This window comes from Pseudonocardia broussonetiae (assembly GCF_013155125.1).
Classification (GTDB): domain Bacteria; phylum Actinomycetota; class Actinomycetes; order Mycobacteriales; family Pseudonocardiaceae; genus Pseudonocardia; species Pseudonocardia broussonetiae.
In genome coordinates, this window is sequence record NZ_CP053564.1 from 974,311 (window position 1) to 1,000,521 (window position 26,211).

Sequence of the window (26,211 nt, forward strand, 5' to 3'; positions counted from 1 at the left end):
CTAGGGTCGGGACCATGGTGGACATCCGGGGGGTCTCGAAGCGGTTCGGCCAGGTGCAGGCCCTCGACGACGTGACGTTCTCGGTGCGGCCCGGTGAGGTGTTCGGGTTCGTGGGGAGCAACGGCGCGGGCAAGACGACGACGATGCGGATCGTCCTCGGGGTGCTCTCCGCCGACGCGGGCGAGGTGCTGTGGCAGGGCCGGCCCGTCGACGCCGACGTCCGCAGGCGGATCGGCTACATGCCCGAGGAGCGCGGCCTGTACCCGAAGATGAAGGTCGGCGAGCAGCTGACGTACCTCGCGCGGCTGCACGGGCTCCCCGCCGGCGAGGCGCGGGCCGCGGTCGAGCGCTGGACGACCCTGCTCGACGTCGGGCACCGCATGGGCGACGAGGTGCAGAAGCTGTCGCTGGGCAACCAGCAGCGCGTGCAGCTCGCCGCCGCGCTCGTGCACGACCCCGAGGTGCTGGTGCTCGACGAGCCGTTCTCCGGCCTGGACCCCACCGCCGTCGAGGTGATGAGCGGGGTGCTGCGCCGCAAGGCCGACGCCGGCGTCCCGGTGATCTTCTCCAGCCACCAGCTGGAGCTGGTGGAGCGGCTGTGCGACCGGATCGGCATCATCGCCGGGGGCCGGATGGTCGCCGTCGGCTCGGTCGCGGAGCTGCGCGAGCGCGACGGCACCGCCGCGTACGAGGTGCTCGGACCGCCCGAGGGGTGGGCGGCGGACGTGCCCGGGGTGGTGGCCGTCGAGGGCACGCGGGTCCGGCTCGCGCCCGGCACCGACGACCAGCAGGTGCTCAAGGCGGCGCTCGCGGCCGGTCCGGTGCACGAGTTCCGCCGGTGGCGACCCCCGTTGACCGAGCTGTACCGCGACGTCGTCGCGTCCGGGTCGGCGGTGCCGGCATGAGCACGCCGCTGACGTCGCGCCAGGCCGTGCTGCTCGTGGCCGGCCGCGAGTTCACCACGCAGGTCCGCTCCCGCAGCTTCGTGGTCGGCCTGCTCATCACGCTGCTGCTGTTCGGCGGCATCGGGCTGCTCGGCAGCTTCCTCTCGGCGCAGTCGTCCACCCCCTCGCTCGGGGTGACGCCCGAGACCGAGCAGCTGGTGCCCGCCCTGGAGCAGGCGGCCGCCACGCAGGACCTCGACCTGCGGATCGAGCGCGTCGAGGACGGTCCCGGGCGCGAGCGGGTCGACGCCGACGAGCTCGACGCCCTGCTCACCGGCTCGTCCGGGGACTACGAGCTGCTCGGCCGCGACGCCGTCGACTCGTCGGTGCAGGCCGTCGTCGGCACCGCGGTGCAGCAGGCGGCGCTGGGGTCCGCGCTGGCCGAGGCCGGCGTCGACCCGGCCCAGCTGGCCCAGCGTTCCCAGGTCACCGTCGACACCCTCCAGCCGACCGACCCGGACCGCGGCGAGCAGCTCGCGCTCGCGCTGGTCGGCACGATCCTGCTGTTCATCTCGCTGTCGGGATACGGGCAGCTCGTCGCGACCGGGGTCGTCGAGGAGAAGCAGAGCCGGGTCGTCGAGCTGCTGCTCGCCACGATCAAGCCCTGGCAGCTGCTCGCCGGGAAGGTGCTCGGGCTGGGGGCGGTCGGGCTGCTCCAGCTCGTGATCCTCGGGGCGATCGGCACGGTTGCGGCGGCCGTGGGCGGCCTGCTCACCGTGCCGGGGGCCGCGGCGGGGATGTTCGCCATGGTCGTGCTCTGGTACCTGCTCGGCTTCTTCCTGTTCGCGGCGCTCTACGCGGCGATCGGGTCGACGGTCTCGCGGCAGGAGGAGCTGAACTCGGTGGTCACGCCGCTGATCTTCGTGCTGCTCATCCCGTTCGTGCTCGTGGTCAACCTGCTGCCCAACGACCCGCGCAACGAGCTCGCCGCGGTGCTCTCGTTCATCCCGTTCCTGTCCCAGACGATCATGCCGGCGCGGTACGCGCTGGGCGTCGCGCCGCTGTGGGAGGTCGGGGTGTCGGCGCTGATCGCGCTCGCGGCCGTGGTCGTCGTGGTGCGGCTGGCCGGGCGGGTGTACCGGAACTCGATCCTGCGCACCGGGGCCCGCGTCGGGCTGGTCGAGGCGCTGCGGGGGTCCGGGCCGCGGCCGGAGCGTCAGTCGGTGACGAGGTCGAGGGCGTAGTCGGGGTACCACTGCCCGGCCTCGGGCTCCCCGGGGCGGCACGACCCGTCCGACTCGCCGGGGCGCTTGATCCAGAGCAGGCCGTCGACCAGCGGGATCCCGCTGTCGAGGGTCGGTGCGGTGCCGAGCAGGCGGTCGGGCGGGTTGCACCACTCCGGCGTGCCGTCGGTGGGCTCCGGGGCGCGGCCCGCGCCGTTGCGGCTGGTGTCGACGACGAAGCGCACGCCGCCGCCGAGGGCGTCCGACACCGCCGTGCCGTACGCGACGCTCTCCTCGGTCGTGTAGAAGTTCGCGACGTTGACGCTGAACCCGGCGGCGCGCTCGACCCCGGCGCGCCGCAGCGCCTCGGCGGTGGCGGCGGCGTCGCCGGTGAAGCCGGGGTTGCCGGCGTCGACGTAGACGCGGGCCCCGGCGGCGGTGAACACGTCGACGGCACCGGCGAGCAGGCCGTAGCGCTCGCCCCCGTCGTCAGCGCAGCCGGTGAGCTGGTGCGCGATCGCGTCGGGCTCCAGCACCACGATCGCGTCCGAGCCGCCCAGGCCGGCGGCGACGGAGCCGACCCAGGCGCGGTAGTCGTCGGCGCCGGCGGCGCCCCCGCCGGAGAAGCTGCCGCAGTCGCGGTCGGGGATGTTGTAGGCGACGAACAGCGGGACCGCGCCCGCCGCGGCGGCCCGGGAGACGTAGTCGGTGACGCGCGCGGTGGCGTCGCCGCCCGCCAGCCACAGCGGGACCGCGCGCTCGGCGATCGCGCCCACGGCATCGGCGTCGTCGGTGCGGCCCTCGGCGGTCCAGTCGGCGACCTGCTGCGCGGCGGGGGTGTCGGGGTCGACGTAGAGCCCGCCGACCTGCGCGGCGGGCACGGGCACCAGGCAGCCGGAGGCCGACGCGTCCTGCACGCAGCCGACCTGGCGGGCCTGCGGCGGCGCGGTGCCGGTGGTGGTGGCGGGCGCGCCGAGCGAGACGAGGGTCCCGGTGACCGCGATCAGCACCGCGCCCAGCAGGGCGGGCACCTCGAGGGTGAGCAGCGAGCGCCCGCGGGCCGGGCGACGGGCCCCGGAGCGCGGTTCGGCGGAGCGCGGCTCGGCGGCGCGCGGCTCGGCGGCGCGCGGGGCGGGGACCGCGAAGCGGGGCGGCGCGGCCAGCTCGGCGGCGAGGCGGCGGTGCACCTCGACCTGCGCGAGCAGGTCCGGGGGCAGCCGATGGGCGGGCCCTCGCTGAGCGGGCACTCGCGGGTCGGGCACGGCGGGCGGACGCGGGTGGACGTCGACGGCGCCGGCGCGTGCGCCCACGCCGTCCGGACCGGTCACCCGCACTCCCCCGTCGCTCGTCGTCCTCCGCAGACTAGATCCGAGAGCGGTGCCGATTCGTTACACGAACGGGGCAACGGCACCGCCGTCGACGGTGCGGTGGTCGCGGAGCGTCACCCCGCGAGGCCAGGAGGGTCAGGAGGTCCCGCGCCGCCGGGGCGTGTAGGCCGTGAAACCGGCCGCCTCCGCGTCCTGCGCGGTGCGGAACCACACCTCGGCCCGCGTCCGGCCGAAGTACGGGCTCGACGGCGGGTGGAACAGCTTGGACTGCGCGTTGCCCTTGATCGTGTACTCCGGACCGGGGGCCGAGCCGTCGGGCAGCGGCGCCGCCGAGCCGGGGCCGTACGACACCGCGGCGCGCGGCTTCGGCGAGGCCTTCGGAGTCTTCCGGGCCGGGGACTTCGCCGTGGCCTGCGGGGAGGTGGCCAGCGGCCGCGCCTTCGGCGTCGGGCGGGGGGTGGGGCTGGGCTTGGGCCGGGCGGCCGGCTGGGACGCCGCCGCCAGCGACGGCGGCTCCCCCGGCGCGACCGGCGGCATGGCCGCGGGCGGGGCGGGGGGCGCGGCGGGGGGCGGGAGCCGGGGAGGTGGCGGGCGGGGCGGCCGCGGGCGGGGACGGGGGCGTCGGCGGGGTCTGCGCTGCGGCCGAGGCTGGCGGGGCGGCCGTGGGCGGGGACACGACCGGGGGCGTCGGCGGCGGCACGGGCGCCGCGGTCGCCACCGGCGGGGACGGGGGCGTCGGCGCCGGGGCAGGCGGTGCGGCCGGAGCAGGGGGCGCGACCGGGGCCGGGGGACGGCCGTTCGGGCGCGCGGGCTCCGGCGTGTAGGAGGTCCAGACGTCGTCCTCGCCGGCGGAGCGGCGGCGGGCCAGCGCCCACGCACCGGCTCCGAGCAGGACGGCCGGGACGATCCAGCGACCACGGCGGCGGGACGTGCGGGCGTCGCTCACAGGTTCTGCTCCCCTCGCGTGCGTGACGACGACCGTACCGTCCGCCACCGGAGCCCCTGCCGCCACATGCCCGCCGCCCGGTCAGCACCATCGCCTCAGCGCCGCGCCTCCTTCACCCGGTCGTACCGGGCCAGCGCCTCCAGCCGCTCGGCCTTGTGGTCGACCATCGGCTCCGGGTACCCCTCCGGCACGCCGTCGGGCAGCGCCCACGGCTGGTGCACCGCCTTGCCCGGCACGCCGCGCAGCTCCGGGACGAACCTCCGGACGTACTCGCCGTCGGGGTCGAACTTCTCCCCCTGCGTGATCGGGTTGAACACGCGGAAGTACGGCGAGGCGTCGGTCCCGCTGCCCGCCGTCCACTGCCACCCGTGCTGGTTGGACGCCAGGTCGCCGTCGACCAGGTAGCGCATGAAGTGCCGCGCGCCCAGCCACCACGGCAGGTGCAGGTCCTTCACCAGGAAGCTCGCGACGATCATGCGGACGCGGTTGTGCACCCACGCCTGCTCGCGCAGCTGCCGCATCCCGGCGTCGACGATCGGGAACCCGGTGCGCCCCTCGGCCCACCGGTCGAACGACACGCGCGCGGCGGCACCGGACGCGAGCGGCAGGGCGTCGAAGGAGCGGTCGTAGTTGCCGCGGGCGGAGTCGGGGCGCTGGAACAGGACGTCGGCGTAGAACTCGCGCCAGGCGATCTCGGTGCGGTAGGACTCGACGGAGTCGCTGCGGCGCTTCGCGAGGTCGGCCAGCTGCGTGCGCGGGTGCACGAGCCCGTACTTGAGGTACACCGACATGCGCGAGGTGCCGGGCTTGTCGGGGCGGTTGCGGGCGTCGGCGTAGTCGTCGACGTCGTCGAGGAACTCCCGCCAGCGCGCCAGCGCCGCGTCCTCCGAGGCCTCGGGCAGCGCGGCGTCGACCGGGTCGTCGTCGGGGATCCGCACCGCCCGCGGCCCGCCGACCTTCTCCGCCGGGTCCAGCCACGTCACGGTCGACGCGTCGGTGTCGGCCGGTGCGCGCCACCCGTGGTCCGCCCACACCCGACGGAACGGCGTGAACACGCGGAACGGCTCGCCGTCGGCCTTGCGCACGCGACCGGGTGCCACCGCGTACGGCGAGCCCGTGCGCACGAGCGCGCGCCCGTCGGCGGCCAGCGCCTGCTCGACCGCCTCGTCGCGGCGCGTGCCGTAGGGCCCGAAGTCGGCGGCGACGTGCACCGTGGCGGCGCCGACGGCCGCCGCGACCCGCGGCACGGCGTCGGCCGGGTCGCCCTTCACGACGAGCAGCCGCCCGCCGAGCGCCTCGTCGAGGCTGCGCAGCGCCCGGAACAGGAACGTGCGCCGGGGCGCGCCGGACGGCGTCAGCAGGGCGGGGTCGAGCACGAACAGGGCCAGCGCGCGCGGGGCGGCGTCCGCGGCGGCGAGGAACGTCGGCTGGTCGTGGACCCGCAGGTCGCGCCGGAACCAGACGACCGAGGCGTCCGTCATGCGTTCGGACGCTAGCGGCGATCACGGGGGCCCGCCCGCCGGATGGACCGGTCGTGGCAGATTCGCCCCGTGGACGTGACGAAGGGTTCCCGCACCGACCTCACCGCCTCCCGCTACGTCGTCGACGTCGGCGGCGCGGGCGGTCTCGTCGACATCGCCGCGGTGCTGCTCGGCGCCGACGGCCGCGTCCGCACCGACGACGACCTGGTGTTCTTCAACAACCCGCGGCAGCCCGGGGTGGCGCTGACCGGGGGCGGTGCCGTCGAGATCGACCTCGACGCGGTGCCCGCCGACGTGCAGCGCGTGCTGGTCACCGGCAGCACGGAGGCGCAGGGCGCGCGGTTCGGCGACGTCGGCGACGTGGTGGTCGGCGTGCGGGGGCCGGGCCAGGAGATCCGCTTCACCCCCGGCGGGCTGAGCAGCGAGACGGTCCTGCAGATGGTCGCGCTCTACCGGCGCGGCTCCGGCTGGCGGCTCGACGCGATCGGGCAGGGCTACAGCGCCGGGCTCGCCGCGTTCGCCACCGAGCACGGCATCGAGGTCGACGAGCCGGAGCCCGCGGCGGTCGAGCCGGTCGCGGCGGCGGCACCGGCGCCCGTCCGGATGGAGAAGGTCTCCATCTCGCTGACGAAGGACTCCCCCGACCGCACCGCCCGCATCGACCTGCGCAAGAGCGGCGGCGAGCCCGGCTGGGTGCTCACCGTCGGGCTGGAGTGGGACGGGCGCGGTGCCGTCTACGACCGCGACGGCCGCATCACCCGCTACGGGAAGGGCGACCTCGACGTCTACTTCCTCTGCCGCAACGAGGAGACCGACGAGTTCGTGGTGATCAGCGGCGAGCCCGGGCACCAGGGCCGCCTCGACACCTGGCCGCACATCCACCACTCCGGCGACAGCCGCGGCCCGGGGCGGGGCGGCGGCCCGGCCGTCGAGCAGGTGGAGATGACGCCCACCGAGAACGGCGACCTGCTCGTGAACGTCTACCAGAGCGTCGACAACGGCGGCGGGGCGATCGACGCCTTCGGCCGCCCGCGCATCGCCATCCGCTACGGGCGCGCCGGCCGCGACGGCAAGCCGGGGCCGGACGCCGACGAGGTCCTCGTGCACGTCGGCAACGGCAAGAACTCGTTCTGGGCCACCGTCGCGCACATCGACGTGCAGGACGGGATCCTCACCGTCGACGGCGAGACCCGCTACAGCAAGCTGTTCAGCGAGCGGATGCCCGGGCTCGACACGAAGGGCCGCTGGGTGGCCAAGCCGAAGGGCGGCCCGGTGGGGCGCAGCAAGAAGGCGTTCGGGCAGGGGCTCTCGGCGTACGAGGGGCGCTGCCAGCCCGGCTGACCCGGCGGGAGGTGCGCCGCCGGGCCGGCCGGAGGGGAGGTCAGCGCTCGCCCATGCCCACGTAGTCGCGCTCGGTGGAGCCGACGTAGAGCTGGCGGGGGCGGCCGATCTTGGTGCCCGGGTCCTCGATCATCTCGCGCCAGTGCGCGATCCAGCCGGGGAGCCGGCCGAGCGCGAACAGGACCGTGAACATCTTCGTCGGGAAGCCCATGGCCCGGTAGATGACGCCGGTGTAGAAGTCGACGTTCGGGTAGAGCTTGCGCTCGATGAAGTAGTCGTCGGCCAGCGCCTTCTCCTCGAGCGCCATCGCGATGTCGAGCAGCGGGTCGCTGACGCCGAGCTTCTTGAGGATCTGGTCGGCGTTCTGCTTGACGATCTTCGCGCGCGGGTCGTAGTTCTTGTAGACGCGGTGCCCGAAGCCCATCAGGCGGGCGCCCTTGTCCTCCTTGTTCTTGACCCGGTTGACGTAGGACTCGACGTCGCCGTTCTCCTCGCGCTGGATCTTCTGCAGCATCTCCAGCACGGCCTGGTTGGCGCCGCCGTGCAGCGGGCCGAACAGGGCGTTGATGCCGGCGGAGATCGACGCGAACAGGTTGGCCTGCGACGAGCCGACCAGCCGCACCGTCGACGTCGAGCAGTTCTGCTCGTGGTCGGCGTGCAGGATCAGCAGCACCTCGAGCGCCCGGGCGACGTCGGGGTCGACCTCGTAGGGCTCGGCCGGGAAGCCGAACGTCATGCGCATGAAGTTCTCGACCAGGCCCAGCGAGTTGTCCGGGTAGAGGAACGGCTGGCCGATCGACTTCTTGTAGGCGTAGGCCGCGATCGTCGGCACCTTCGCCAGCAGGCGGACGGTGGAGAGCTCGACGGCGTCCTGGTCGAACGGGTCGAGCGCGTCCTGGTAGAAGGTCGACAGCGCGCTGACCGCGGACGACAGCACCGGCATCGGGTGCGCGTCGCGCGGGAAGCCGTCGAAGAAGCGCTTGAGGTCCTCGTGCAGCAGCGTGTGCCGGCTGACCTTGTTCGTGAACGCCGACAGCTGCTCCTGGCTGGGGAGCTCGCCGTAGATGAGCAGGTAGCTGGTCTCGAGGAAGGTCGACTTCTCGGCGAGCTGGTCGATCGGGTACCCGCGGTAGCGCAGGATGCCGGCGTCACCGTCGATGTAGGTGATCGCCGAGGTGCACGCCGCCGTGCTGCCGAAGCCCTGGTCGAGCGTGACCAGCCCGGTCTTCGCCAGCAGCTTGCTCACGTCGAAGGCGGACGAGCCCTCGGTGGCCGTGCTGATCGGCATCTCGTGCTCGCCGCCGGGGTAGCGGAGTACGGCGGAGTCGCTCTGGTCTGCCATGTGGAGGTTCCCTCACACTCGCGTGGTCCAAGTCGGTTGCCGTCACGCTAGTGCGCCGGGGCCCCGGTGTGCTGGGCAGAGGTTCCACATCACGCGAGGAGTCACCGGATGGCGCGGTACGGCACGCAGTTCGGACCGGACACCACGTTCCTGGGCGTGCCGCCGTGCGACTGGTCCGACCCGGCCACGTACGCGGGCGCGCAGGTCGTCGTCCTCGGGGCCCCCTTCGACGGCGGGACGTCGCACCGGCCGGGCACCCGGTTCGGCCCGCAGTACATCCGGCAGTCCTGCTACCTGCCCCACGACGGGTCGCGGCCCTCCCTGGCGCTGCGCGTCGACGGCCTGCGCGACCTGGCCGTGCACGACGCCGGCGACGTCGAGATGTTCTCCGGCGACGCCGAGCGCTCGGTCCGCGACCTGCAGGAGGCGGTGCACGCCATCGCGGCGACCGGGGCCGTCCCGCTGGTGCTCGGCGGGGACCACACGATCGCGTGGCCCGACGCGGCCGGCGTCGCCCAGCACGTGGGACGGGGACGCGTGTCGATGATCCACTTCGACGCGCACGCCGACACCGGCGACATCGAGTTCGGCTCGCTCGTCGGCCACGGCCAACCGATGCGCCGGCTCATCGAGTCCGGCGCACTGCGCGGCGACCGGTTCCTGCAGATCGGGCTGCGCGGCTACTGGCCGGGGCCCGACACGCTGGCGTGGATGGCCGAGCAGGGCATGCGCTCCTACGAGATGACCGAGATCGTCGCCCGCGGCCTCGACGAGTGCCTCACCGAGGCCTCCGCCACCGCCGTCGACGACTGCGACGGGGTGTTCCTCTCGGTCGACATCGACGTCTGCGACCCCGGCCACGCCCCGGGCACCGGCACGCCCGAGCCCGGCGGTCTCACCGCCCGCCAGCTCCTCGACGCCGTGCGCCGCCTGGCCTACGAGCTGCCGCTGGTCGGCGTCGACGTCGTGGAGGTCTCGCCGCCCTACGACCACGCCGAGATCACCTCGTTCCTGGCCAACCGCGTGGTCCTGGAGGTGCTCTCGGGCATGGCCCGCCGCCGCCGCGACGCCGCCGACGGCACCACCTGGGACCCCCGGCAGCCGCTGCTGGACGGCCGGTAGCGCTCCGCTGCTCTCAGGCGGTGGGCCCGCGGTAGCTCCAGAACACCGGGTAGCGGCGCACGACGAGCAGGGCCAGCACCACGACGGCCACACCGCCCGCGACGACGGCCGGTCCCGGGCCGGCGACCGCGGCGGCCGGCCCGTGCCACATGTCGGCCACCCGCGGCCCGCCCGCCACGACCACGATGAACACGCCCTGCATCCGCCCGCGCATCTCGTCGGTGGCCACGGTCTGCAGCATCGACGACCGGTAGACCGAGCTGACGAGGTCGGCCGCCCCGCCGACGGCGAGGAACACCACCGCGAGCCACAGCGAGCTCGTCAGCCCGAACAGCGCGATCGCCACGCCCCACACGCAGATCGCGACCGTCACCGCGACACCTTGGCGGCGCACCCTCTGCAGCCAGCCGGAGAACAGCCCGGCCAGGACCATGCCGATCGGGATGGCCGCGAACAGCAGGCCGAGCGCGGGGCCGCCGCCGGGCGGGTCGCCGAAGACGGTCTGCGACATCTCGGGGAACACGATCCGCGGCATCCCGAACGCCATCGCCACGATGTCGATGAGGAACGACACCAGCAGCACCGGGTAGGCGGCGGCGTAGCGGAAGCCGTCGGTGATCTCGCGCAGTCCGGCCCTCCGCTTCGCGGCCCCGGCCGGCAGCGGCCCCGGCGGCACGGCGGGCAGGCGCCAGGTGGCCCAGAGCGTGGCCAGCAGCGCGATCGCGTCGAGCAGGTAGAGCATCGGGAGGCCGATGACCGGGATGAGGACGCCCGCGAGCAGCGGCCCGGCGATGGCCCCGATCTGCGCGACGGTCATGTTCAGCGCGTTGGCCGCGGGCAGCTGCTCGGCCGGGAGCAGGCGCGGGATCACCGCGTTGCGGGTGGGCTGGTTGACCGCGAGCAGGCCCGACTGCACCGCGAACAGCACGAGGATCAGCCACACCCCGCCGACGCCGGTGGCCGAGGTGACCCACAGCAGCAGCGAGCTCGCGGCGATGCCGGAGCCGGTGACGAGCAGCAGGGTGCGCCGGTCGACCGCGTCGGCGATCGCGCCGCCCCACAGCCCGAACACCACGAGCGGCACCAGCCCGAACAGGCCGGTCAGCCCGACCCAGGCCGAGGACCCGGTGAGCTGGTAGATCTGCGTCGGCACGGCGACGACCGACAGCTGCGCCCCGATGATCGTGACGACCCCGGCCAGCCACAGCCGGCGGTAGGACGGCGTGGCGAGCGGCCGGGTGTCGGCCAGCACCCCGCGCAGCCGGGCCAGCCGCCGGGTGGGCGGGTCGGCGGCGACGGGGGCGGTCGGCTGCTCCGGCCGGTGCGGTTCGGTGGGTTCGTCCGGCGCAGGCACGGATCCAGGATTACCACGTGACCGGCGGGCCGACCCGCCCGGTCGGGAGCGACCGGTCAGGGGCGACCTGTCAGGGGGCTTCCGGTCAGGGGGCGAGCCGGCGCACGGTCCAGCGGCGGTCGCGGTCGGCCTCGAATCGCAGGCGGTCGTGCATCCGGTTGGTGCGGCCCTGCCAGAACTCGACCTGGTCGGGGACGATCCGCCACCCGCCCCAGTGCGGCGGCACCGGCACCGGACCGTCGCCGAAGCGCTGGGTGACGCCGGCGAGGGCGTCGTCGAGGACGCGGCGGTCGCGCACCCGCACGGACTGGGCCGACGCCCACGCCCCGAGCTGCGAGCCCCGCGGACGCGTCTCCCAGTAGGCGAGGGTCTCCGCCGCGGTGACCGCCTCCACCGTGCCGCGCACGTGCGCCTGCCGGTGCTGGGCGTACCAGGGGAAGGTCGCGCTCGCGTAGCGCGTCGCGCGCAGGTCGTGGCTCTTCGCCGAGGTGTAGTTGGTGTAGAAGACGACACCGCGCTCGTCGAGGCCCTTGCAGAGCACGGTGCGCGAGGTGGGACGGCCGTCCGGGCCGGCGGTGGCGAGCACCATCGCGTTGGCCTCGACGACCCCGTCGGCCTGCGCGGCGGCGAGCCAGCCCGCGAGCTGCTCGTGCCAGGTGGGGGCGAGGTCCCCGACGTCGAAGCCCTCGGATCGGTAGTCGACCCGCATTCCCGCCAGCTGATCCGTCATCGTGCCTCCCGGTGACCCGCCCGCGACCGTAGGTGCCCGGGCCGGGTCGGCGACACCCCCGGTGACAGAAGCCACCCGCCTGCCGTGTTGCCCCGGTGCCGTCGCGGCGGGCACTGTGACGCCAACTGCGCCCGCCGCACTGGGCGGGTCGCGGTTCGCGCACGTCCGGGGCACCCGAGCCGGATATGGGCGTGCTCCGGCCGACGATGCCACCGGTGTCGACCGGGGTGTCCGATGTCGGGGATCACACGAGGAGGACGCGTGTCCACTGCGTCGACGGCGCCGACCGCGCCGGCATCCGCAGCCCAGGCGGAGGCGGTACCTCCGCCCCCACCCGGTTTCAAGTCCGGCCTGGAGGGCCACGTCGCCTTCCGCACCCAGATCGCCGAACCCGACAAGGACGGCGGCGCGCTGCGCTACCGGGGCGTCGACATCGAGGACCTCGTCGGCAAGGTCAGCTTCGGCAACGTCTGGGCCCTGCTCGTCGACGGCCGCTTCGGCCCGGGCCTGCCGCCGGCCGACCCGTTCCCCATCCCGGTGCACACCGGTGACGTCCGCGTCGACGTCCAGGCCGCGCTCGCCATGCTCGCCCCCTACTGGGGCTACCGCCCGCTGCTCGACACGCCCGAGGAGGAGGCCCGCGAGCAGCTGGCCCGCGCCTCGGTGATGGCGCTGTCCTACGTCGCGCAGTCCGCGCGCGGGATCGGCGTCCCGGCGGTGCCGCAGAGCCGCATCGACGAGTGCCGCACGATCACCGAGCGCTTCATGACCCGCTGGCGGGGCGACCCCGACCCGGCGCACACGAGGGCCATCGACGCCTACTGGGTCTCGGCCTGCGAGCACGGCATGAACGCCTCGACGTTCACCGCCCGCGTCATCGCCTCCACCGGCGCCGACGTGGCCGCGGCGATGTCGGGCGCGATCGGCGCCATGTCCGGCCCCCTGCACGGCGGGGCGCCGGCGCGGGTGCTGCCGATGATCGAGGAGGTCGAGCGCACCGACGACCCGACCGGCCTCGTCAAGGGCATCCTCGACCGCCGCGAGAAGCTCATGGGCTTCGGGCACCGGGTCTACCGGGCCGAGGACCCGCGGGCGCGCGTGCTGCGCCGCACCTGCCAGGAGCTGAACGCGCCCCGGTACGAGGTGGCCGTGGCGCTGGAGCAGGCGGCGCTGGCCGAGCTGCGCGAGCGCCGCCCGGACCACCCCATCGAGACCAACGTCGAGTTCTGGGCGGCGGTGATCCTCGACTTCGCCGAGGTCCCGCCGCACATGATGCCCGCGATGTTCACCAGCGCCCGGACGGCCGGGTGGTCGGCGCACATCCTGGAGCAGAAGCGCGAGAACAAGCTCGTGCGCCCGTCGGCCCAGTACATCGGCCCCGGCCCGCGCAAGCCCGAGGACGTCGAGGGCTTCGGCGAGATCTAGCGGCTCCGCCGCCCGTGAGTGGGAACCGTGGCCAGGGCCACGGTTCCCACTCACGAGGGGGTGGCCACAGGAGATCGGCGCACCAGCAGCGACGCCAGCCCCGCGACCAGGCACAGCGCACCGCCGACCTGCCAGGCCAGGTCGTACTCGCCCACGGTGTCGCGCACGGCCCCGGCGACGAGCGCCATCAGCGCCGCCCCGACCTGGTGGCTCGCGAACACCCAGCCGAACACCACCGGCGCCCGCGCCCCGAAGACCTCCCGGCACAGCGCCATGGTCGGCGGGATCGTCGCCACCCAGTCGAGCCCGTAGAAGACGATGAACGCGACCATGTTCGTCGAGATGTCGGGGCCGAACAGCATCGGCAGCGCGGCGAGGGAGAACCCGCGCAGCACGTAGTAGACGAGCAGCAGCACCCGCGGGTCGTAGCGGTCGGTGAGCCAGCCCGACGCGATCGTGCCGGCGATGTCGAACAGGCCGACGAGCGCGAGCAGCCCGGCCGCGACCGTCTGCGGCATCCCGTGGTCGTGCGCGGCGGGGATGAAGTGCGGCTGGATCAGCCCCATCGTCGTGGCGCCGCAGATCATCATGCCGAGCGCGAGGTACCAGAACGGCTTCGTGCGTCCGGCGTCGAGCAGCGCCCGCACCGTGATCCGGGCGGCGCCGGCCCGGATCGGGTCCCGGTCGTCGTCCGCGGTGCCGCCGTAGGGGGTGACGCCGAGGTCGCGCGGGCGCTCGCGCAGCACGAGCAGCACCACCGGCACGACGGCCAGCGCGGCGACGGCGACGCCCAGCGCGGCGACGCGCCACCCCGAGCTCTCCGCGACGACCGCGATGAGCGGCAGGAACACGAGCTGCCCGGCCGCGCCACCGGCCGTCAGCACGCCCGAGACGAGGCCGCGGCGGGCGACGAACCAGCGCCCGGTGACGGTGGAGACCAGCGCCAGCGCCATCGACCCGGTGCCGAGCCCGACCAGCACCCCCCAGCACAGGACGAGCTGCCAGCTCGCGGTCATGAAGACGGTGAGCCCGCTGCCCGCGGCCACGACGACGAGCGCCCCGGTGATGATCGGCCGGATGCCGAAGCGCTCCATGAGCGCCGCGGCGAACGGCGCCGTGAGCCCGTACAGGGCCATGTTGACGGCGACGGCGGCCGAGATCGTGGTGACCGACCAGCCGAACTCGTCCTGCAGCGGCTGCATGAGCACGCCGGGCACGGCCCGGAAGCCGGCCGCGCCGACCAGGGCCAGGAAGGTGACGGCGGCGACCCACCACGCCGGGTGGATCCGCCGGACCGGCGCACTGAGTTCGCTCACGCTACCCAGGATCGCTCACCGGGGTGGTGCGAGGGAACCCCCGCGAGCTGTCAGGGTGCGGGCCCGCGGCCCCCGACAGCTGGACCAGCCGCTCCACCGAGGCGGTGTGACCGCCGTCGCGGGCGACGGTCAGCGCGTCGGCCGACCGGGCCGCGGTCCCCGGGTCCTCCCGGGCGGCGAGCAGCTCGACTTCGGCCAGGCGCGCCTCGTAGTGCCCCAGCGGCGGGCCGGTCGCCAGCGCGCGGGCCACCATCTCGTCGACACCGGCCAGCGCCCCGCGGGCCACCGCGACCAGCGCCGCACGGGCGGCGGCCCACGACGCGAACAGCGTCAGCGACTCCCCCGCCGCCGCGCTCGACGCGGCGAACTCGGCCGCGGCGTCGTCGAGCTCGCCGCGGGCGACGAGTGCGATGCCGAGCGCCCGGTGGGCGGTGGCCGTCCAGCCCCGGTGGTCGACACCGCGCGCGGTCGCCAGCGCCTCCCGCGCGTCCGCCTCCGCCTCCGCGGTCTCGCCGAGCGCCGACAGTGCCTCCGACCGGTGCCAGAGCGCGTAGGCGCAGCGCTCGGGCGCGTCGAGGTCCCGGGCCAGGTGCAGGGCGGCGGTGGCCTCGGCGAGCCCGTCGGCGGGCCGGCCCAGGAACACGAGCCCGTGCCCCCGGGTGGACCGGGGCGTCACCACGCGCAGCAGCTCGCCCGAGTCGGTGAACAGCTGCGCCACCCGCCCGAACGTCTCGACGCCGGCGGCGATCCGCCCGTCGAGGAAGGTCGCCATGGCCCGCCCGTCGAGGATCCGGGCGACGCCGGCGGCGTCGCCGGACACGCGGTAGACGTCCAACGCGGCCTCGGCGCGGTCGCGACCGCGGTCGGGACGGCCGAGGTTCATGTCGAGGATCGCCGCGGTCTCCAGTGCGAACGCGCGCGCCCCCGCGTCCGCCGCGGCCTCGACGATCGCCAGCTCGGCCAGCTCGGCCGCGCGGTGCGGATCTTCCGCGCCGAACGTGAGCATCGCGAGTCGGGACATCCGCCGCGACCGGAGCGGACCCGGGCCGGTCGCGGACAGCGCGGCCCGGAGGTCGGTCAGCGCGGCCCGCGTCCCGGCGTCGGCCTCGGCCCGGACGGCCAGCAGGTCGGCGCGCAGCGCGGGAGGCGGGTCGAGCGCGAGGCCCGCCACGGCCATCGCCGTCGCCTCCCCCGTGGCGTGCGCGGCCAGCGAGGCCGCCGCGGCCCGGGCGAACGCGAGGGCGGCCTCGTGCGCGTTCCCGGCGTCGCGGTGGTGCCGGGCGGTCTCCGACGGGTCCGCGTCCTCCGCGTCGAGCGCACGGGCCAGCAGTCCGTGCAGCCTGCCCCGCCCTCCGGCGTCCATGCCGGCCACGACGGTCTCGGCGACGAGGTCGTGCGCGGTCGCCCACCCGCGCTCGCCGAGCCGCACCAGACCGGCCGCCGCCAGCGCGGACAGCGCGTCGAGGACGGCGCGCGGATCCGATCCGCAGGCCGACGCGATCGTCGACGCCGGGGCCTCCCTGGCCAGGAGCGCGAGCACGGCCAGCACCTCCGCGGGGACACCGCCCTGCCGCGCTACCCGTCGCCGGAGCGTCCGGCGCTGTCCCTCGCGCCCGAGCTCGGCGGCGAGGGCGAGCACGTCCGGGGACCGCGGCTGCCAACCGTGCGCGAACGGGACGACCGCGTCGCGCCGCACCAGCTCCCGCAGCACCTCGACGACGGCGAAAGGGGTGCCGTCCGTGGCGGCGGCGACGGTCGACGCCAACTCGTCGTGGCCGACCATCCGGCCGACCGAAGCCACCGGGAGCGGACCGAGCACCACGTCGTCCCCGGGCCGGCCCCCACGCAGCTCGGCCATCACCGACGGCGCCAGCTCCTCGCCCCGGAACGCGAACACCGCGGCCAGCTGCGGCAGCCGGGCCAGCGCGGATCCGAGCAGCAGCACGCTGCTCGGATCGGCCCACTGCAGGTCGTCGACGACGAGCACGGCACCGGTACCTGCGGCCACCTCCAGCACCCGCAGGCCGCCGGCCAGCAGCAGGGCGCGCCCGCTCTCACCGTCGACGGCGGCGGCGGAGCCGCTCCCCCACTCCGGCAGCAGGCACTCGACCGCGTGCCGGACGCGCGGTGGCAGCGTGTCCGCGACCGCGGCGTCGGTGGCCAGGGCCTCGCGCAGCAGGGACCGGGCCAGGCCCCAGGCCTCGGCCCGCTCGGGGAGGAAGGCCCTGGCGGCCAGCACCGGCAGGGGGCAGGACCGCGTCAGCTCGGCCAGCAACCGCGACTTCCCGGCGCCCGCGACCCCGGCCAGGCCGGCGACCTGGCGTGCGTCCACCGCCGTCCGGAGCCGGACGAGCTCCTCGGCGCGGCCGGAGAACACCGGTTCGCCGAACACGCGCGGCGCGGCGGGCGCCGGGGCCGACACCCGCACGACGGCCGGACCGGCTCCCCGCAGCAGCGCGAGCCGAAGGGCGTCGACGGCGGCCGAGGGGTCGACGCCGAGCTCGTCGGACAGGCGCACCCGCAGGTCCGCGAGACGGGCGAGGGCGGCAGCCGGGTCGCCCGCGGCGGCCAGCGCCTCGGCCAGGACCAGCGTCGCGGACTCCCGGAGCGGCTCGGCCGCCACGGCGTCGGCGGCCCAGGACGAGGCGCGCCGGGGGTCACCGAGCGCGAGCGCCGCACCCGCGGCGCGCTCGGCCGCCTCGACCCGGGCCCGGTGCAGCCGCTCCCGCGGCTCGCTCGCCCACTCGGCGTAGCTGTCCTCGGGCAGCGGCTCGCCCCACAGCGCCAGCGCCGTCGACGCGGCCTGCAGGACCGCCCCGTCGGTGTCGGCCGTGCGGGACGCCTCGACCGCCGCGAGGAACCGACCGGCATCGACCTCGCAGTCACCCAGCGCGTACCCGCCGGTGCCGGTGACGATCAGGGCCGGATCCCCGAGGGCTCGGCGGGCTCGGTTCACCAGCACCCCGAGGTTCGCGGCCGGATCGGCCGGGAGCCGGTCCGGCCACAGGGCCTCGGCGAGCACGTCGTGCGGCACCAGGTCGGGACGGCGCACGGCGAGCACCCGCAGCAGCGCCCGGACCTTGCGCCCGCCGAACGCCGCGGGCGGCACCTCCCGGCCGTCACGACGGACCTGGAACCGCCCGAGCAGTTGCAGCTGCACGCCCGGCACCCGGCCATCGTCCTCGACCGCCAACGAACCGCAAGGTCGAACTCCTAGCGTCGGCGGCACCACGACCAGGAGGGGACACCATGGACTACGAGCAGCAGGACTTCGCCGATCCCACCGAGACCCGCGAGTTCCCGAACGGTCGGCTCGACCTGCTCCGCATCGGCGGCGCCGACATCGGCCGCCTGACCCTGGCGCCCGGATGGCGCTGGTCCACCGACGTCAAGCCGGCCGCCGGCACCGAGCTGTGCGAGGCCCCGCACTTCCAGTACCACGTGTCGGGCACGCTCCGCGTCCGCACGGCCGACGGCACGGAGTTCGACGCCGTGCCCGGCCAGGTCACGGCGCTGCCTTCCGGCCACGACGCGTGGGTCGTCGGCGACGACCCCGTGGTCGTCGTGGACTGGTGGGGCGCGTCCGAGTACGCGAAGGGTTGAGCCGTGGACGCCGTGGACGCCGTGAACGCGGTGGACCCCGTGGACGCCGTCGCCCGGTTCGGCGAGGCGTTCGACCGCCAGGACGTCGACGCGATCATGGCTGCCATGACCCCGGACTGCGTCTTCGAGGACACCTCGCCGCCGGACGGCACGCGCCACGAGGGCGCCGACGCGGTCCGCAGGGCCTGGCAGGCGCTGTTCACGGCATCGCCGGACGGCGTGTTCGCCACGGAGGAGCTGATCCCCGCGGTCGACCGCGTGGTGGTGCGCTGGCGCTACTCCTGGCCCGGCGGCCACGTCCGCGGCGTCGACGTCTTCACCGTCCGCGACGGGCTGGTGTCCGAGAAGCTGGCCTACGTGAAGGGCTGAGCCGCTCCCGGGTGGGGGGCCCGGGAGCGTGACAGGATCCACGTGAGGCGAGCGGAACGCACGGACACCGGGCTGCGAGACTGGACACGTGACTGCTTCGACCTCGTCCGACCTGCAGATCCCCGCCGATCTCCTGCCCGCCGACGGCCGCTTCGGCTGCGGCCCGTCCAAGGTCCGGCCCGAGCAGCTCGCCGCGCTCGCCGCCGCCGGCGACCTCATGGGCACCTCGCACCGCCAGAAGCCGGTCAAGTCGCTGGTCGCGCGCGTCCGGAGCGGGCTCGCCGACCTCTTCTCCCTGCCCGCGGGGTACGAGGTCGTCCTCGGCAACGGCGGGTCCACCGCCTTCTGGGACGCCGCCGCGTTCGGCCTGGTCCGCGAGCGGTCGCTGCACCTGACCTACGGCGAGTTCTCCGCCAAGTTCGCCGAGTCCACCCGCGGCGCCCCCTTCCTCGCCGACCCGGTCGTCGTCAAGGCCGAGCCGGGCAGCGCGCCCGAGCCGCAGACCGACCCGAGCTGCGACGTCCTGGCCTGGGCCCACAACGAGACCTCCACCGGCGTGTCGGTGCCGGTCGTGCGCCCCGCCGAGTCGCTCGAGGGCCAGCTCGTCGTCATCGACGCCACCTCCGGCGCGGGCGGGCTGCCGGTCGACGTGCGCCAGGCCGACGCCTACTACTTCGCACCGCAGAAGGGCTTTGCCTCCGACGGCGGCCTGTGGATCTCGCTGATGAGCCCGGCCGCGCTGGAGCGGGTCGCGGAGATCGCGGCGTCGGACCGCTGGATCCCGCCGTTCCTGTCGCTGGCCACGGCCGTCGACAACTCGCTCAAGGACCAGACCTACAACACCCCCGGGCTCGCCACGCTCGTCCTCATGGCCGAGCAGGTCGACTGGATGAACGGCCTGGGCGGGCTCGACGCCTGCGTGGCGCGCACGGCCGACTCCTCGGGCCGCCTCTACGCCTGGGCCGAGAAGTCGGAGTACGCCACGCCGTTCGTCGCCGACCCGGCGCACCGCTCGCAGGTCGTCGGCACGATCGACCTCGCCGATTCGGTCGACGCCGCCGCGGTCGCGAAGGTCCTGCGCGCCAACGGGATCGTCGACACCGAGCCCTACCGCAAGCTCGGCCGCAACCAGCTGCGCATCGGCATGTTCCCGGCCGTCGAGCCGGCCGACGTCGAGGCGCTGACGGGCTGCATCGACTGGGTCGTGCAGCAGCAGGCCTGACCCGCTGTCCGCAGGAGCGGCGCCGGCACCCCGAACGGGTGTCGGCGCCGTTCCTCGTCCCGGGGTTGCGCCCTGTAGTCACATGCGTAACTCTTGCCCCAGCTTTACCTGGCGTTGCACACGTGGCACGCTGCGTGTGCGGGGATGCCGATCACGTCCCGGGCGACGTCAGGCGGGGTGCACACGGCTCGGCGCGCCTCCGTGGCTGGTTGCGATTCGGCATCTACCGTCACCCGGACGGGGAGAGCCAGTGAACGGTGGGAGGCCGCGGATGCGCGCGCTGCGGGTCGTCGGGATCACCGAGGGCGGCGATGTCGTCCTGGAGGACTCCGGCCGCCGCGAGCGCTTCACCGTTCCTGCCGACGAGCAGTTGCGCGCCGCCGCCCGAGGGGACATGAGCCGGCTCGGGCAGATCGCGATCGAGTTGGAGAGTCAGTTGCGCCCACGAGAGATCCAGGCCCGCATCCGCGCCGGAGCGTCCGTGGAGCAGGTGGCCTCCGCGGCAGGCGTGCCGATCCAGAAGATCGAACGGTTCGCCTACCCGGTGCTGCTGGAGCGCTCGCGCACCGCCGAGGTCGCCCAGCGCGCTCACCCGGTCCGGGGCGACGGGCCGGACGTCCGCACGCTGGGCGACGTCGTCGCCCACACGTTCGGCCTGCGCGGCCAGGAGTACACCGAGGCCGAGTGGGACTCCTGGAAGGGCGAGGACGGCCGCTGGGTCGTCTCCCTGTCCTGGCGCGCCGGCCGGTCGGACAACCGCGCGCACTGGACGTTCCAGCCGGGCGCGCACGGCGGCACCGTCACCGCCGTCGACGAGCACGCCAGCGACCTGGTCGAGGGCCTGCCCGCACGCCCGCTGCGCCCGGTCGGACCCGTGATCGACATCGCCCGTCCCGAGGAGCTCCCGCCGACCCCGCAGCCGGCCGCCGAGCTGCGCGCCACCGGCTCCGACGTGGTGCGCGAGCGGTCGCCGGAGTACCGGGCGCCCGAGTACCGCGGCGTCGAGCGACGGGCGCTGGACCGGTCGTCCTCGTCGGACCGCCCCCTGTACGACCGCCCTGCCCTCGACCGCACCCCGCTGGACCGCACCGTCTCGGACCGGGCCGGCACCGTCGAGCGCGAGGCGCCCGCGGAGCGCCCGACCGATCGCCCGGCCGAGCGCACGGTGGTCGAGCCGCGCACGGTGGTCGAGCCCCGGACGATCAGCGAGCCGCGGACCGTGAGCGAGCCCCGCACGCCCGTGGAGCCCGCGGTCGTCGACTCACCGGCCCTCGACTCACCGGCCCTCGACGAGCCCCCGGCCGGGCCGCCGCGCGACGAGACCCCGGTCGTGCCCTGGTCGGCCGCGCCGGTCGAGCCCGCCGTCGAGCCGGAGCCCGTCGAGGCCGAGCCGGTCGACGCGCCCGAGCCGGTCGCCGAGGCGCCGGTCGAGGCCGAGCCGGTCGCCGAGCCCGAGCCCGTCGTCCAGCCCGAGCCCGCCGCCGAGGCGGAGCCGGAGCCGGAGCCCGTGGCCGCCGTGGCCGCCGAGGCACCCGCGGAGCCGGCGGCCGAGGTCGCCGAGGCCGCCCCGCCCGCGCAGCGCCGCGAGGAGACCCCGCCCGAGGCGCCCGCGCCGACCCCGCCCGCCGGGCGCCGGACGAAGAAGGGCAAGCCGGTCATGCCGTCCTGGGACGAGGTCCTGCTCGGGGTGCGCGGCCAGCGCTGAGCCCCGGCGCCGGTCCTCAGCCCAGCATCGACACGATCAGCACCAGCCACGCCACGGCCAGCCCGACGCCGGTGCCGATCGCGGGCCAGCGCCAGAAGGGCACCGCGCGCAACAGGTAGAGCGACGGCGCGAGCCCGAGCCCGACCAGCAGGTTCGCCGGCACCCACAGCAGCCCGAACGCCTCGGCGAACGCGCTGCTGAGCTGCACGTCGCCGATCGCGACGAGCACCGCGAAGAACGCGGCGATGGGGAGCCCGGTGGCCCACGGCGTCGGCCCGGCCGGCTCGACGGCCAGGGAGCGCCGCGATCCGGCGCGGCGCGGCGCCGACCCGGCCGCCACCTCCTCCACGACGCCGCTCATCGGGTCGAGGTACGCGACGGGCCGCCCACGCAGGCCGGCGACGCGGGCGGCGAGCTGGCGGCCGCGACGGCGCACGAGGTCGCGCTCGTCGGGCATGCCGGAGCGTCCCGCGGCCACGGCGAAGGCCGCCCACTCGCGGAGGGCGGCCTGCAGCTCGTCGGGTAGGGGCGGGTCCTCCGGCCGGCGGTCCCCGAGCTCCACCCGGCCACCCGCGGCCCGCAACACGTCATCAGGATACGACCGCGCCGACCGCGTGGAACGCGACCGCCGCGGCCGTGGCCACGTTGAGCGAGTCGACGCCCGACGCCATCGGGATCCGCACCCGCACGTCGGCCGCGGCGAGCGCCTCGTCCGTCAGGCCCGGGCCCTCGGCGCCCAGCAGCAGCGCCACCCGCCGCCCGCCCAGCCCGGCCGCGGCCAGCGGCACGGCGTCGGGGGCGGGCGTGAGGGCGGCGACGGTCAGCCCGGCCTCCCGCAGCATCCCCAGCGCGGCGGGCCACTCCCCCGTCAGCTCGGCGAACGGCACGCGCAGCACGTGCCCCATCGACACGCGCACGCTGCGGCGGTAGAGCGGGTCGGCGCAGCGCGGCCCGAGCAGGACCCCGTCGACGCCGAGCGCGGCGGCGTTGCGGAACAGCGAGCCCAGGTTCTCGTGGTCGTTGACGCCCTCCAGCACCGCCAGGGTGCGGGCGGAGCGCGCCAGCGCGGCGGCGTCGACGGGAGCGGCCCGGTCGGCGACGGCGAGCACCCCGCGGTTGAGGTGGAAGCCGACCGCGGTGGCCATCGTGCCGGCGTCGGCCGCGTAGGCGGGGACGTCGACGTGCACGAGGTCGTCGGCCAGCTCGTCGAGCCGGCGGGGCACCCCCAGCAGCGACCGCACGGGGTAGGGCGAGTCCAGCAGCCGGCGCACGACGACCACGCCCTCGGCGATCACCAGCCCGCGCCCGCCGGGGCGGTCCGGGCGGCGGTCCGCCGTGGTCAGGTCGCGGTAGTCGTCCAGCCGCGGATCGGCCGGATCGGCGACGGGGGTGATGGTGGCCACGGCCACGCATCGTCGCAGGTGGCCCGACGACGTCGATCACGGCTCATCCGGTCGGCCGTAGCGGCAGCCGTAGCCGTGTGTCACGGTGGACCACTCGCCCGTCCGGCCTCCGTCGGACCGGGCTCGGCGCGGGGGGCGAGGGGGAAGTGCTACGCATGGGCCAGGACGTCGACCGGACCACGTTCAGTCGACAGGACCGCCAGAACTACCGGGCCAAGGTGCAGCGGTGCCTCGATGCACTGGGAGTGATGCTCAAGGAGCACACGTTCGCGCGTGACGAGCCGATGACCGGCCTCGAGGTCGAGCTCAACCTCGTCGACCAGGATCTGGCGCCGTCCACCACGGGGGCCGACGTCCTCGCCTCGATGGGGGCGGGCGAGTTCCAGTCCGAGCTCGGCCGCTGGAACATGGAGCTCAACCTCCCGCCGCGACCGCTCCCCGGCGACCAGTGGCGCCGCCTGGAGCACCAGCTCCTCGACGAGCTCGCCACCGCCCGCTCGCACGCGCTCGACCACGGCGCGCGGCTCGCCGTCATCGGCATCCTGCCCACGCTGGAGAAGCGCCACCTCGTCGCCGAGGCGCTCTCGCCCGACCGGCGCTACGCGATGCTCAACGAGCAGATGCTCCACGCCCGCGGCGAGCCGATCCGCCTCGACATCGCCGGCGACGACCCCTCGGGCCGCCACGACGTCACGCCCGAGCACCTGGTCGCCGATTTCGACTCGATCGCGCCGGAGGCGGCCTGCACCTCGATGCAGCTGCACCTGCAGGTGCCGCCCGACTCCTTCGCCGCCTACTGGAACGCGGCGCAGTGCCTCGCGGGCGTGCAGCTCGCGGTGGGCGCCAACTCGCCGTTCCTGCTCGGGTCGCGGCTGTGGGCCGAGACGCGGATCCCGCTGTTCGAGCAGTCCTGCGACGTCCGCACGCCCGAGCTGCGCAACCAGGGCGTGCGCCCGCGCGTGTGGTTCGGCGAGCGGTGGATCACCTCGGTCCTCGACCTGTTCACCGAGAACGGCCGCTACTTCCCCGCGCTCATGCCGGTGGCCGAGGACGCCGAGCCGTTCGAGGAGCTGGCGGCGGGCACCGTCCCGGGCCTCGACGAGCTGCGCCTGCACAACGGCACGATCTGGCGCTGGAACCGGCCCGTCTACGACATCGCGAACGGCACGCCGCACCTGCGCGTGGAGAACCGCGTGCTGCCCGCCGGGCCCACGGTCGTCGACATGGTGGCGAACGCGCTGTTCTTCTACGGGCTGCTGCGCGAGCTGGTCGAGGCCGACCGGCCGCTGTGGAGCACGATGTCGTTCGAGGCGGCCGAGGAGAACTTCACGACGGCCGCGCGCCACGGGCTCGACGGGCCGCTGTACTGGCCCGGCAACGGCTGGATCCGCCCCGACGAGCTCGTGCTGCGCAAGCTGCTTCCGCAGGCCGCCGCGGGGCTGGCCCGGTGGGGCGTCACCACCGAGGTCGCCGAGCGGTACCTCGGCGTGATCGAGCGCCGGTGCGTGGAGCGGCGCACGGGGGCGTCCTGGCAGCTCGACACGGTCGCGGCGCTGGAGGCGCGCGGCGCCGACCGGCAGGCCGCGCTGCACGGGATGCTGGAGCGCTACCTGGAGTCGTCCACGGCCAACGAGCCGGTGCACGACTGGCCGCTGCCCAGCTGACGGTCCCGGTTCGGCGCCGGCGCGTTAGCAGGAGCGAACCCTTCCCCGGAACGCCCACGGGCCGGGGCGGCGGGTTCCTAGTGTCCCGTCCGTCCTGAGCGCGGCCGCCCGGCCGCCGCAGTCCCGTGCGCACCCCGGGGCCGCCCGTCACGGCGGCGCCGCGGGTCCCCGCGCGCCCGCCCGTCCGGGGGAACGATGTCCACGCCGCCCGCCCGCCGTCCCGGCCCGTCCCGGTGACGGCCGTGTCCCGCTTCCGCATCTTCGGGCGGTCCGCGCCGCCCCCGCCCTACCCGGCGCCCCCGTACGGCGCGCCGGTGGGCCCAGCGCCCGGTGCGCCCGCCCCGTGGCCGCCCGGTGGCGTCGCGCCGTCGGCGTGGGCCGCGCCCCCGCCCGCCCCGCCCGCGGCCGTTCCCCCCGACCCGCCGACCGACCCGTTCGGCTTCCCCCCGATCCCCGCCGTCGCCGCGGCCCGCCCGGACCCGTCCGAGGCCGCCGCGCTGGCCGGCGCGTTCGCCGTCGACTACCTGTCCTGGGACGAGGACGACCCGGCCCGCCGCGGCCGCGTGCTGCGCGACTACCTGCCCACGCCCGGGCGCGACCCGGAGCGGCTGGGGTGGTCGGGGTCCGGGCGCCAGCGCGCCGAGTTCGCGCTGCCCGGGCTGGTGCGCCCCGACGGTGAGGGGAGGGTGCTCGTCGACGTCCGCGTGCGGGTCACGCCGTACCGCGCGGTGGGCGAGCACGGTCCCGACGCGGTGCCCGAGCCCGACGTCGCGGGCACACCGGCCGTCGCCCCCGCCCCCACCGGGCGCGGGTGGCGCAGCCTGGCGTCGTACTGGATCCGGATCAGCGTGCCGGTGGCCGTCGAGGGCGGGCGGCTCGTCGTCGACGCCTGGGAGGAGACGCTCGGCGAGGAGCCCCCGGCCGCCGGGACCCCCGCCCCGCGCACCTCCGACGAGCACCTGCTGGCCGACGACGATCCGCTCGCCGCACCGGGGAGCGCGTGGTGAGCGGGCTGCGGGCGCCGGTGATCGTCGGGGTGGCGGGCGGGGTGGGGACGAGCACGCTCGCGTCCGCGCTGCACGCCGTCGACGGCGGACGGGTGGGTGCCGGGAGCCGCCCGGACGTGCTGGTCTGCCGGGCCGACTCGCTGCACCTCGCGGAGCGAGGGGTGGCCCAGGTCCTCGTCGTGGTCGCCGACCGGGCGCCCCGGCTCGACCGGGTGGGCGCCGGGACCACCGTCGTGGTGGTCCCGGACGTGGCGGCGTGGCACGGGCTCGACGCCCCGGAGGTCGCCGGGCTGCTCGCGCTCGCCCCGGCGCACCGCCCGGCGCGGCTGGCCGCCTACATCGCCGCGCTGCTCGACGTCGCCGCCGCGCTGGTGCGGTCCGGGGTGCTGGCGCACCCGGCCGCGCCCGCCCGGCCGGTGCCGCTCGTGCTGCCCGCGCCGGCCCGGCCGCCCGCGGTGCCCCTACCGGCGGCGCCCCTGCCCGCGGTGCCCCTGCCCGTGGTGCCCCTGCCCGTGGTGCCCCTGCCCGTGGTGCCCCTGCCCGTGGTGTCGCTGCCGTCCCGGCCCGCCGCGCCCGCGCTCGTCGTCATCGCGGGAGGGCGGCCGGTCGCGCCGCCGGTGCCGGTGGTCGACCGTGCGCTGTGGCGTGGCCTGCGAGCCGTGCAGCGGACGCCCGCGGAGCCGGCCGCCCCCGCCGCAGGGTCCGAGCCCGACGACGACGCCCTCGAGCCGACGCGGGCCGGCTGA

At 75.8% G+C, this 26,211-nt stretch carries 22 protein-coding genes; 12 read left to right on the forward strand and 10 right to left on the reverse strand.

What is annotated here, in order from left to right:
- The first annotated feature begins 14 nt into the window (after positions 1–14).
- Both HOP40_RS04740 and HOP40_RS04745 read left to right on the forward strand, forming a co-directional pair.
- On the forward strand, positions 15–905 hold the full coding sequence (locus HOP40_RS04740; protein WP_172155014.1) for an ABC transporter ATP-binding protein: 891 nt from the start codon (positions 15–17) through the stop codon (positions 903–905).
- Positions 902–2,128, forward strand: coding sequence for an ABC transporter permease (locus HOP40_RS04745; protein ID WP_172155016.1), 1,227 nt, complete (start codon positions 902–904; stop codon positions 2,126–2,128). The genes HOP40_RS04740 and HOP40_RS04745 overlap by 4 nt, the downstream gene beginning before the upstream one ends.
- On the opposite strand, the gene HOP40_RS04750 is transcribed toward HOP40_RS04745, so the two are convergent.
- The 3 genes from HOP40_RS04750 to HOP40_RS04760 form a co-directional block, all read right to left on the reverse strand.
- Complete coding sequence (locus HOP40_RS04750; RefSeq protein ID WP_205347082.1) at positions 2,101–3,435, reverse strand: glycoside hydrolase family 6 protein; 1,335 nt, start codon at positions 3,433–3,435, stop codon at positions 2,101–2,103. The two genes, HOP40_RS04745 and HOP40_RS04750, sit on opposite strands and share 28 nt — an antisense overlap.
- A gap of 135 nt (positions 3,436–3,570) precedes the next feature.
- Entirely contained in the window at positions 3,571–3,972 is a 402-nt protein-coding gene (locus tag HOP40_RS04755) for a sunset domain-containing protein (protein ID WP_172155018.1), read from the reverse strand.
- A 504-nt stretch (positions 3,973–4,476) separates the two neighbouring features.
- Positions 4,477–5,862 carry a cryptochrome/photolyase family protein gene (locus HOP40_RS04760; RefSeq protein WP_172155020.1) on the reverse strand — a complete coding sequence of 462 codons (1,386 nt, stop codon included), beginning with the start codon at positions 5,860–5,862 and terminating at the stop codon, positions 4,477–4,479.
- 69 nt (positions 5,863–5,931) lie between these two features.
- Between HOP40_RS04760 and HOP40_RS04765 the strand changes: the two genes are divergently transcribed.
- Positions 5,932–7,203, forward strand: a complete 1,272-nt coding sequence (locus HOP40_RS04765) for a TerD family protein (protein WP_205347083.1) — start codon at positions 5,932–5,934, stop codon at positions 7,201–7,203.
- 40 nt (positions 7,204–7,243) lie between these two features.
- Here HOP40_RS04765 and HOP40_RS04770 read toward each other — a convergent pair whose 3' ends face one another.
- Positions 7,244–8,545: a citrate synthase gene (locus HOP40_RS04770; RefSeq protein ID WP_172155034.1), complete on the reverse strand. Its 1,302-nt coding sequence runs from the start codon at positions 8,543–8,545 to the stop codon at positions 7,244–7,246.
- A gap of 108 nt (positions 8,546–8,653) precedes the next feature.
- On the opposite strand from HOP40_RS04770, the gene speB reads away from it, so the two are divergent.
- On the forward strand, positions 8,654–9,667 hold the full coding sequence (speB, locus tag HOP40_RS04775; RefSeq protein ID WP_172155036.1) for an agmatinase: 1,014 nt from the start codon (positions 8,654–8,656) through the stop codon (positions 9,665–9,667).
- Between the two features lie 13 nt (positions 9,668–9,680).
- Here speB and HOP40_RS04780 read toward each other — a convergent pair whose 3' ends face one another.
- A complete protein-coding gene (locus HOP40_RS04780) occupies positions 9,681–11,021 on the reverse strand; it encodes an MFS transporter (RefSeq protein WP_476705426.1) in 1,341 nt (446 codons plus the stop codon).
- Between the two features lie 85 nt (positions 11,022–11,106).
- Positions 11,107–11,751 (reverse strand): pyridoxamine 5'-phosphate oxidase, encoded by a 645-nt coding sequence (pdxH, locus tag HOP40_RS04785; protein WP_172155038.1) that lies wholly within the window; start codon positions 11,749–11,751, stop codon positions 11,107–11,109.
- Positions 11,752–12,102: 351 nt separating this feature from the next.
- On the opposite strand from pdxH, the gene HOP40_RS04790 reads away from it, so the two are divergent.
- Positions 12,103–13,176, forward strand: a complete 1,074-nt coding sequence (locus tag HOP40_RS04790) for a citrate synthase 2 (protein ID WP_240157749.1) — start codon at positions 12,103–12,105, stop codon at positions 13,174–13,176.
- 50 nt (positions 13,177–13,226) lie between these two features.
- Here HOP40_RS04790 and HOP40_RS04795 read toward each other — a convergent pair whose 3' ends face one another.
- Both HOP40_RS04795 and HOP40_RS04800 read right to left on the reverse strand, forming a co-directional pair.
- Positions 13,227–14,492, reverse strand: a complete 1,266-nt coding sequence (locus HOP40_RS04795; RefSeq protein ID WP_240157510.1) for an MFS transporter — start codon at positions 14,490–14,492, stop codon at positions 13,227–13,229.
- Position 14,493: 1 nt separating this feature from the next.
- A complete protein-coding gene (locus HOP40_RS04800; protein ID WP_172155049.1) occupies positions 14,494–17,652 on the reverse strand; it encodes an ATP-binding protein in 3,159 nt (1,052 codons plus the stop codon).
- A gap of 89 nt (positions 17,653–17,741) precedes the next feature.
- Between HOP40_RS04800 and HOP40_RS04805 the strand changes: the two genes are divergently transcribed.
- The 4 genes from HOP40_RS04805 to sepH all read left to right on the forward strand — a co-directional run bounded on the left by HOP40_RS04805 (position 17,742) and on the right by sepH (position 21,391).
- Positions 17,742–18,095: a cupin domain-containing protein gene (locus HOP40_RS04805; protein ID WP_172155051.1), complete on the forward strand. Its 354-nt coding sequence runs from the start codon at positions 17,742–17,744 to the stop codon at positions 18,093–18,095.
- 3 nt (positions 18,096–18,098) lie between these two features.
- Positions 18,099–18,464, forward strand: a complete 366-nt coding sequence (locus HOP40_RS04810; protein WP_240157511.1) for a nuclear transport factor 2 family protein — start codon at positions 18,099–18,101, stop codon at positions 18,462–18,464.
- Positions 18,465–18,552: 88 nt separating this feature from the next.
- Positions 18,553–19,686: a phosphoserine transaminase gene (serC, locus tag HOP40_RS04815; RefSeq protein ID WP_172155053.1), complete on the forward strand. Its 1,134-nt coding sequence runs from the start codon at positions 18,553–18,555 to the stop codon at positions 19,684–19,686.
- A 271-nt stretch (positions 19,687–19,957) separates the two neighbouring features.
- On the forward strand, positions 19,958–21,391 hold the full coding sequence (sepH, locus tag HOP40_RS04820) for a septation protein SepH (RefSeq protein ID WP_172155054.1): 1,434 nt from the start codon (positions 19,958–19,960) through the stop codon (positions 21,389–21,391).
- Between the two features lie 16 nt (positions 21,392–21,407).
- Here the strand turns inward: sepH and HOP40_RS04825 are convergent, their stop codons facing one another.
- Both HOP40_RS04825 and HOP40_RS04830 read right to left on the reverse strand, forming a co-directional pair.
- Positions 21,408–21,977, reverse strand: a complete 570-nt coding sequence (locus HOP40_RS04825) for a DUF2537 domain-containing protein (protein ID WP_172155055.1) — start codon at positions 21,975–21,977, stop codon at positions 21,408–21,410.
- A gap of 4 nt (positions 21,978–21,981) precedes the next feature.
- Positions 21,982–22,794: a TrmH family RNA methyltransferase gene (locus tag HOP40_RS04830; RefSeq protein ID WP_172155056.1), complete on the reverse strand. Its 813-nt coding sequence runs from the start codon at positions 22,792–22,794 to the stop codon at positions 21,982–21,984.
- 155 nt (positions 22,795–22,949) lie between these two features.
- Here HOP40_RS04830 and HOP40_RS04835 point away from each other — a divergent pair, with 155 nt between their 5' ends.
- The 3 genes from HOP40_RS04835 to HOP40_RS04845 all read left to right on the forward strand — a co-directional run bounded on the left by HOP40_RS04835 (position 22,950) and on the right by HOP40_RS04845 (position 26,211).
- Positions 22,950–24,458: a glutamate-cysteine ligase family protein gene (locus HOP40_RS04835; RefSeq protein ID WP_172155057.1), complete on the forward strand. Its 1,509-nt coding sequence runs from the start codon at positions 22,950–22,952 to the stop codon at positions 24,456–24,458.
- Positions 24,459–24,700: 242 nt separating this feature from the next.
- Positions 24,701–25,465 (forward strand): hypothetical protein, encoded by a 765-nt coding sequence (locus tag HOP40_RS04840; RefSeq protein WP_172155058.1) that lies wholly within the window; start codon positions 24,701–24,703, stop codon positions 25,463–25,465.
- Positions 25,462–26,211: a hypothetical protein gene (locus HOP40_RS04845; protein ID WP_172155059.1), complete on the forward strand. Its 750-nt coding sequence runs from the start codon at positions 25,462–25,464 to the stop codon at positions 26,209–26,211. Before HOP40_RS04840 ends, HOP40_RS04845 begins: the two co-directional genes overlap by 4 nt.

Excerpts from the sequence above, each read along its gene's own strand:
- speB (WP_172155036.1), top strand. The coding sequence starts at position 8,654 with ATGGCGCGGTACGGCACGCAGTTCGGACCGGACACCACGTTCCTGGGC.
- sepH (WP_172155054.1), top strand. The coding sequence starts at position 19,958 with ATGCGCGCGCTGCGGGTCGTCGGGATCACCGAGGGCGGCGATGTCGTC.
- HOP40_RS04805 (WP_172155051.1), top strand. The coding sequence starts at position 17,742 with ATGGACTACGAGCAGCAGGACTTCGCCGATCCCACCGAGACCCGCGAG.
- HOP40_RS04745 (WP_172155016.1), top strand. The coding sequence starts at position 902 with ATGAGCACGCCGCTGACGTCGCGCCAGGCCGTGCTGCTCGTGGCCGGC.
- HOP40_RS04755 (WP_172155018.1), bottom strand. The coding sequence starts at position 3,972 with ATGCCGCCGGTCGCGCCGGGGGAGCCGCCGTCGCTGGCGGCGGCGTCC.
- HOP40_RS04770 (WP_172155034.1), bottom strand. The coding sequence starts at position 8,545 with ATGGCAGACCAGAGCGACTCCGCCGTACTCCGCTACCCCGGCGGCGAG.
- HOP40_RS04835 (WP_172155057.1), top strand. The coding sequence starts at position 22,950 with ATGGGCCAGGACGTCGACCGGACCACGTTCAGTCGACAGGACCGCCAG.
- HOP40_RS04760 (WP_172155020.1), bottom strand. The coding sequence starts at position 5,862 with ATGACGGACGCCTCGGTCGTCTGGTTCCGGCGCGACCTGCGGGTCCAC.
- pdxH (WP_172155038.1), bottom strand. The coding sequence starts at position 11,751 with ATGACGGATCAGCTGGCGGGAATGCGGGTCGACTACCGATCCGAGGGC.
- HOP40_RS04740 (WP_172155014.1), top strand. The coding sequence starts at position 15 with ATGGTGGACATCCGGGGGGTCTCGAAGCGGTTCGGCCAGGTGCAGGCC.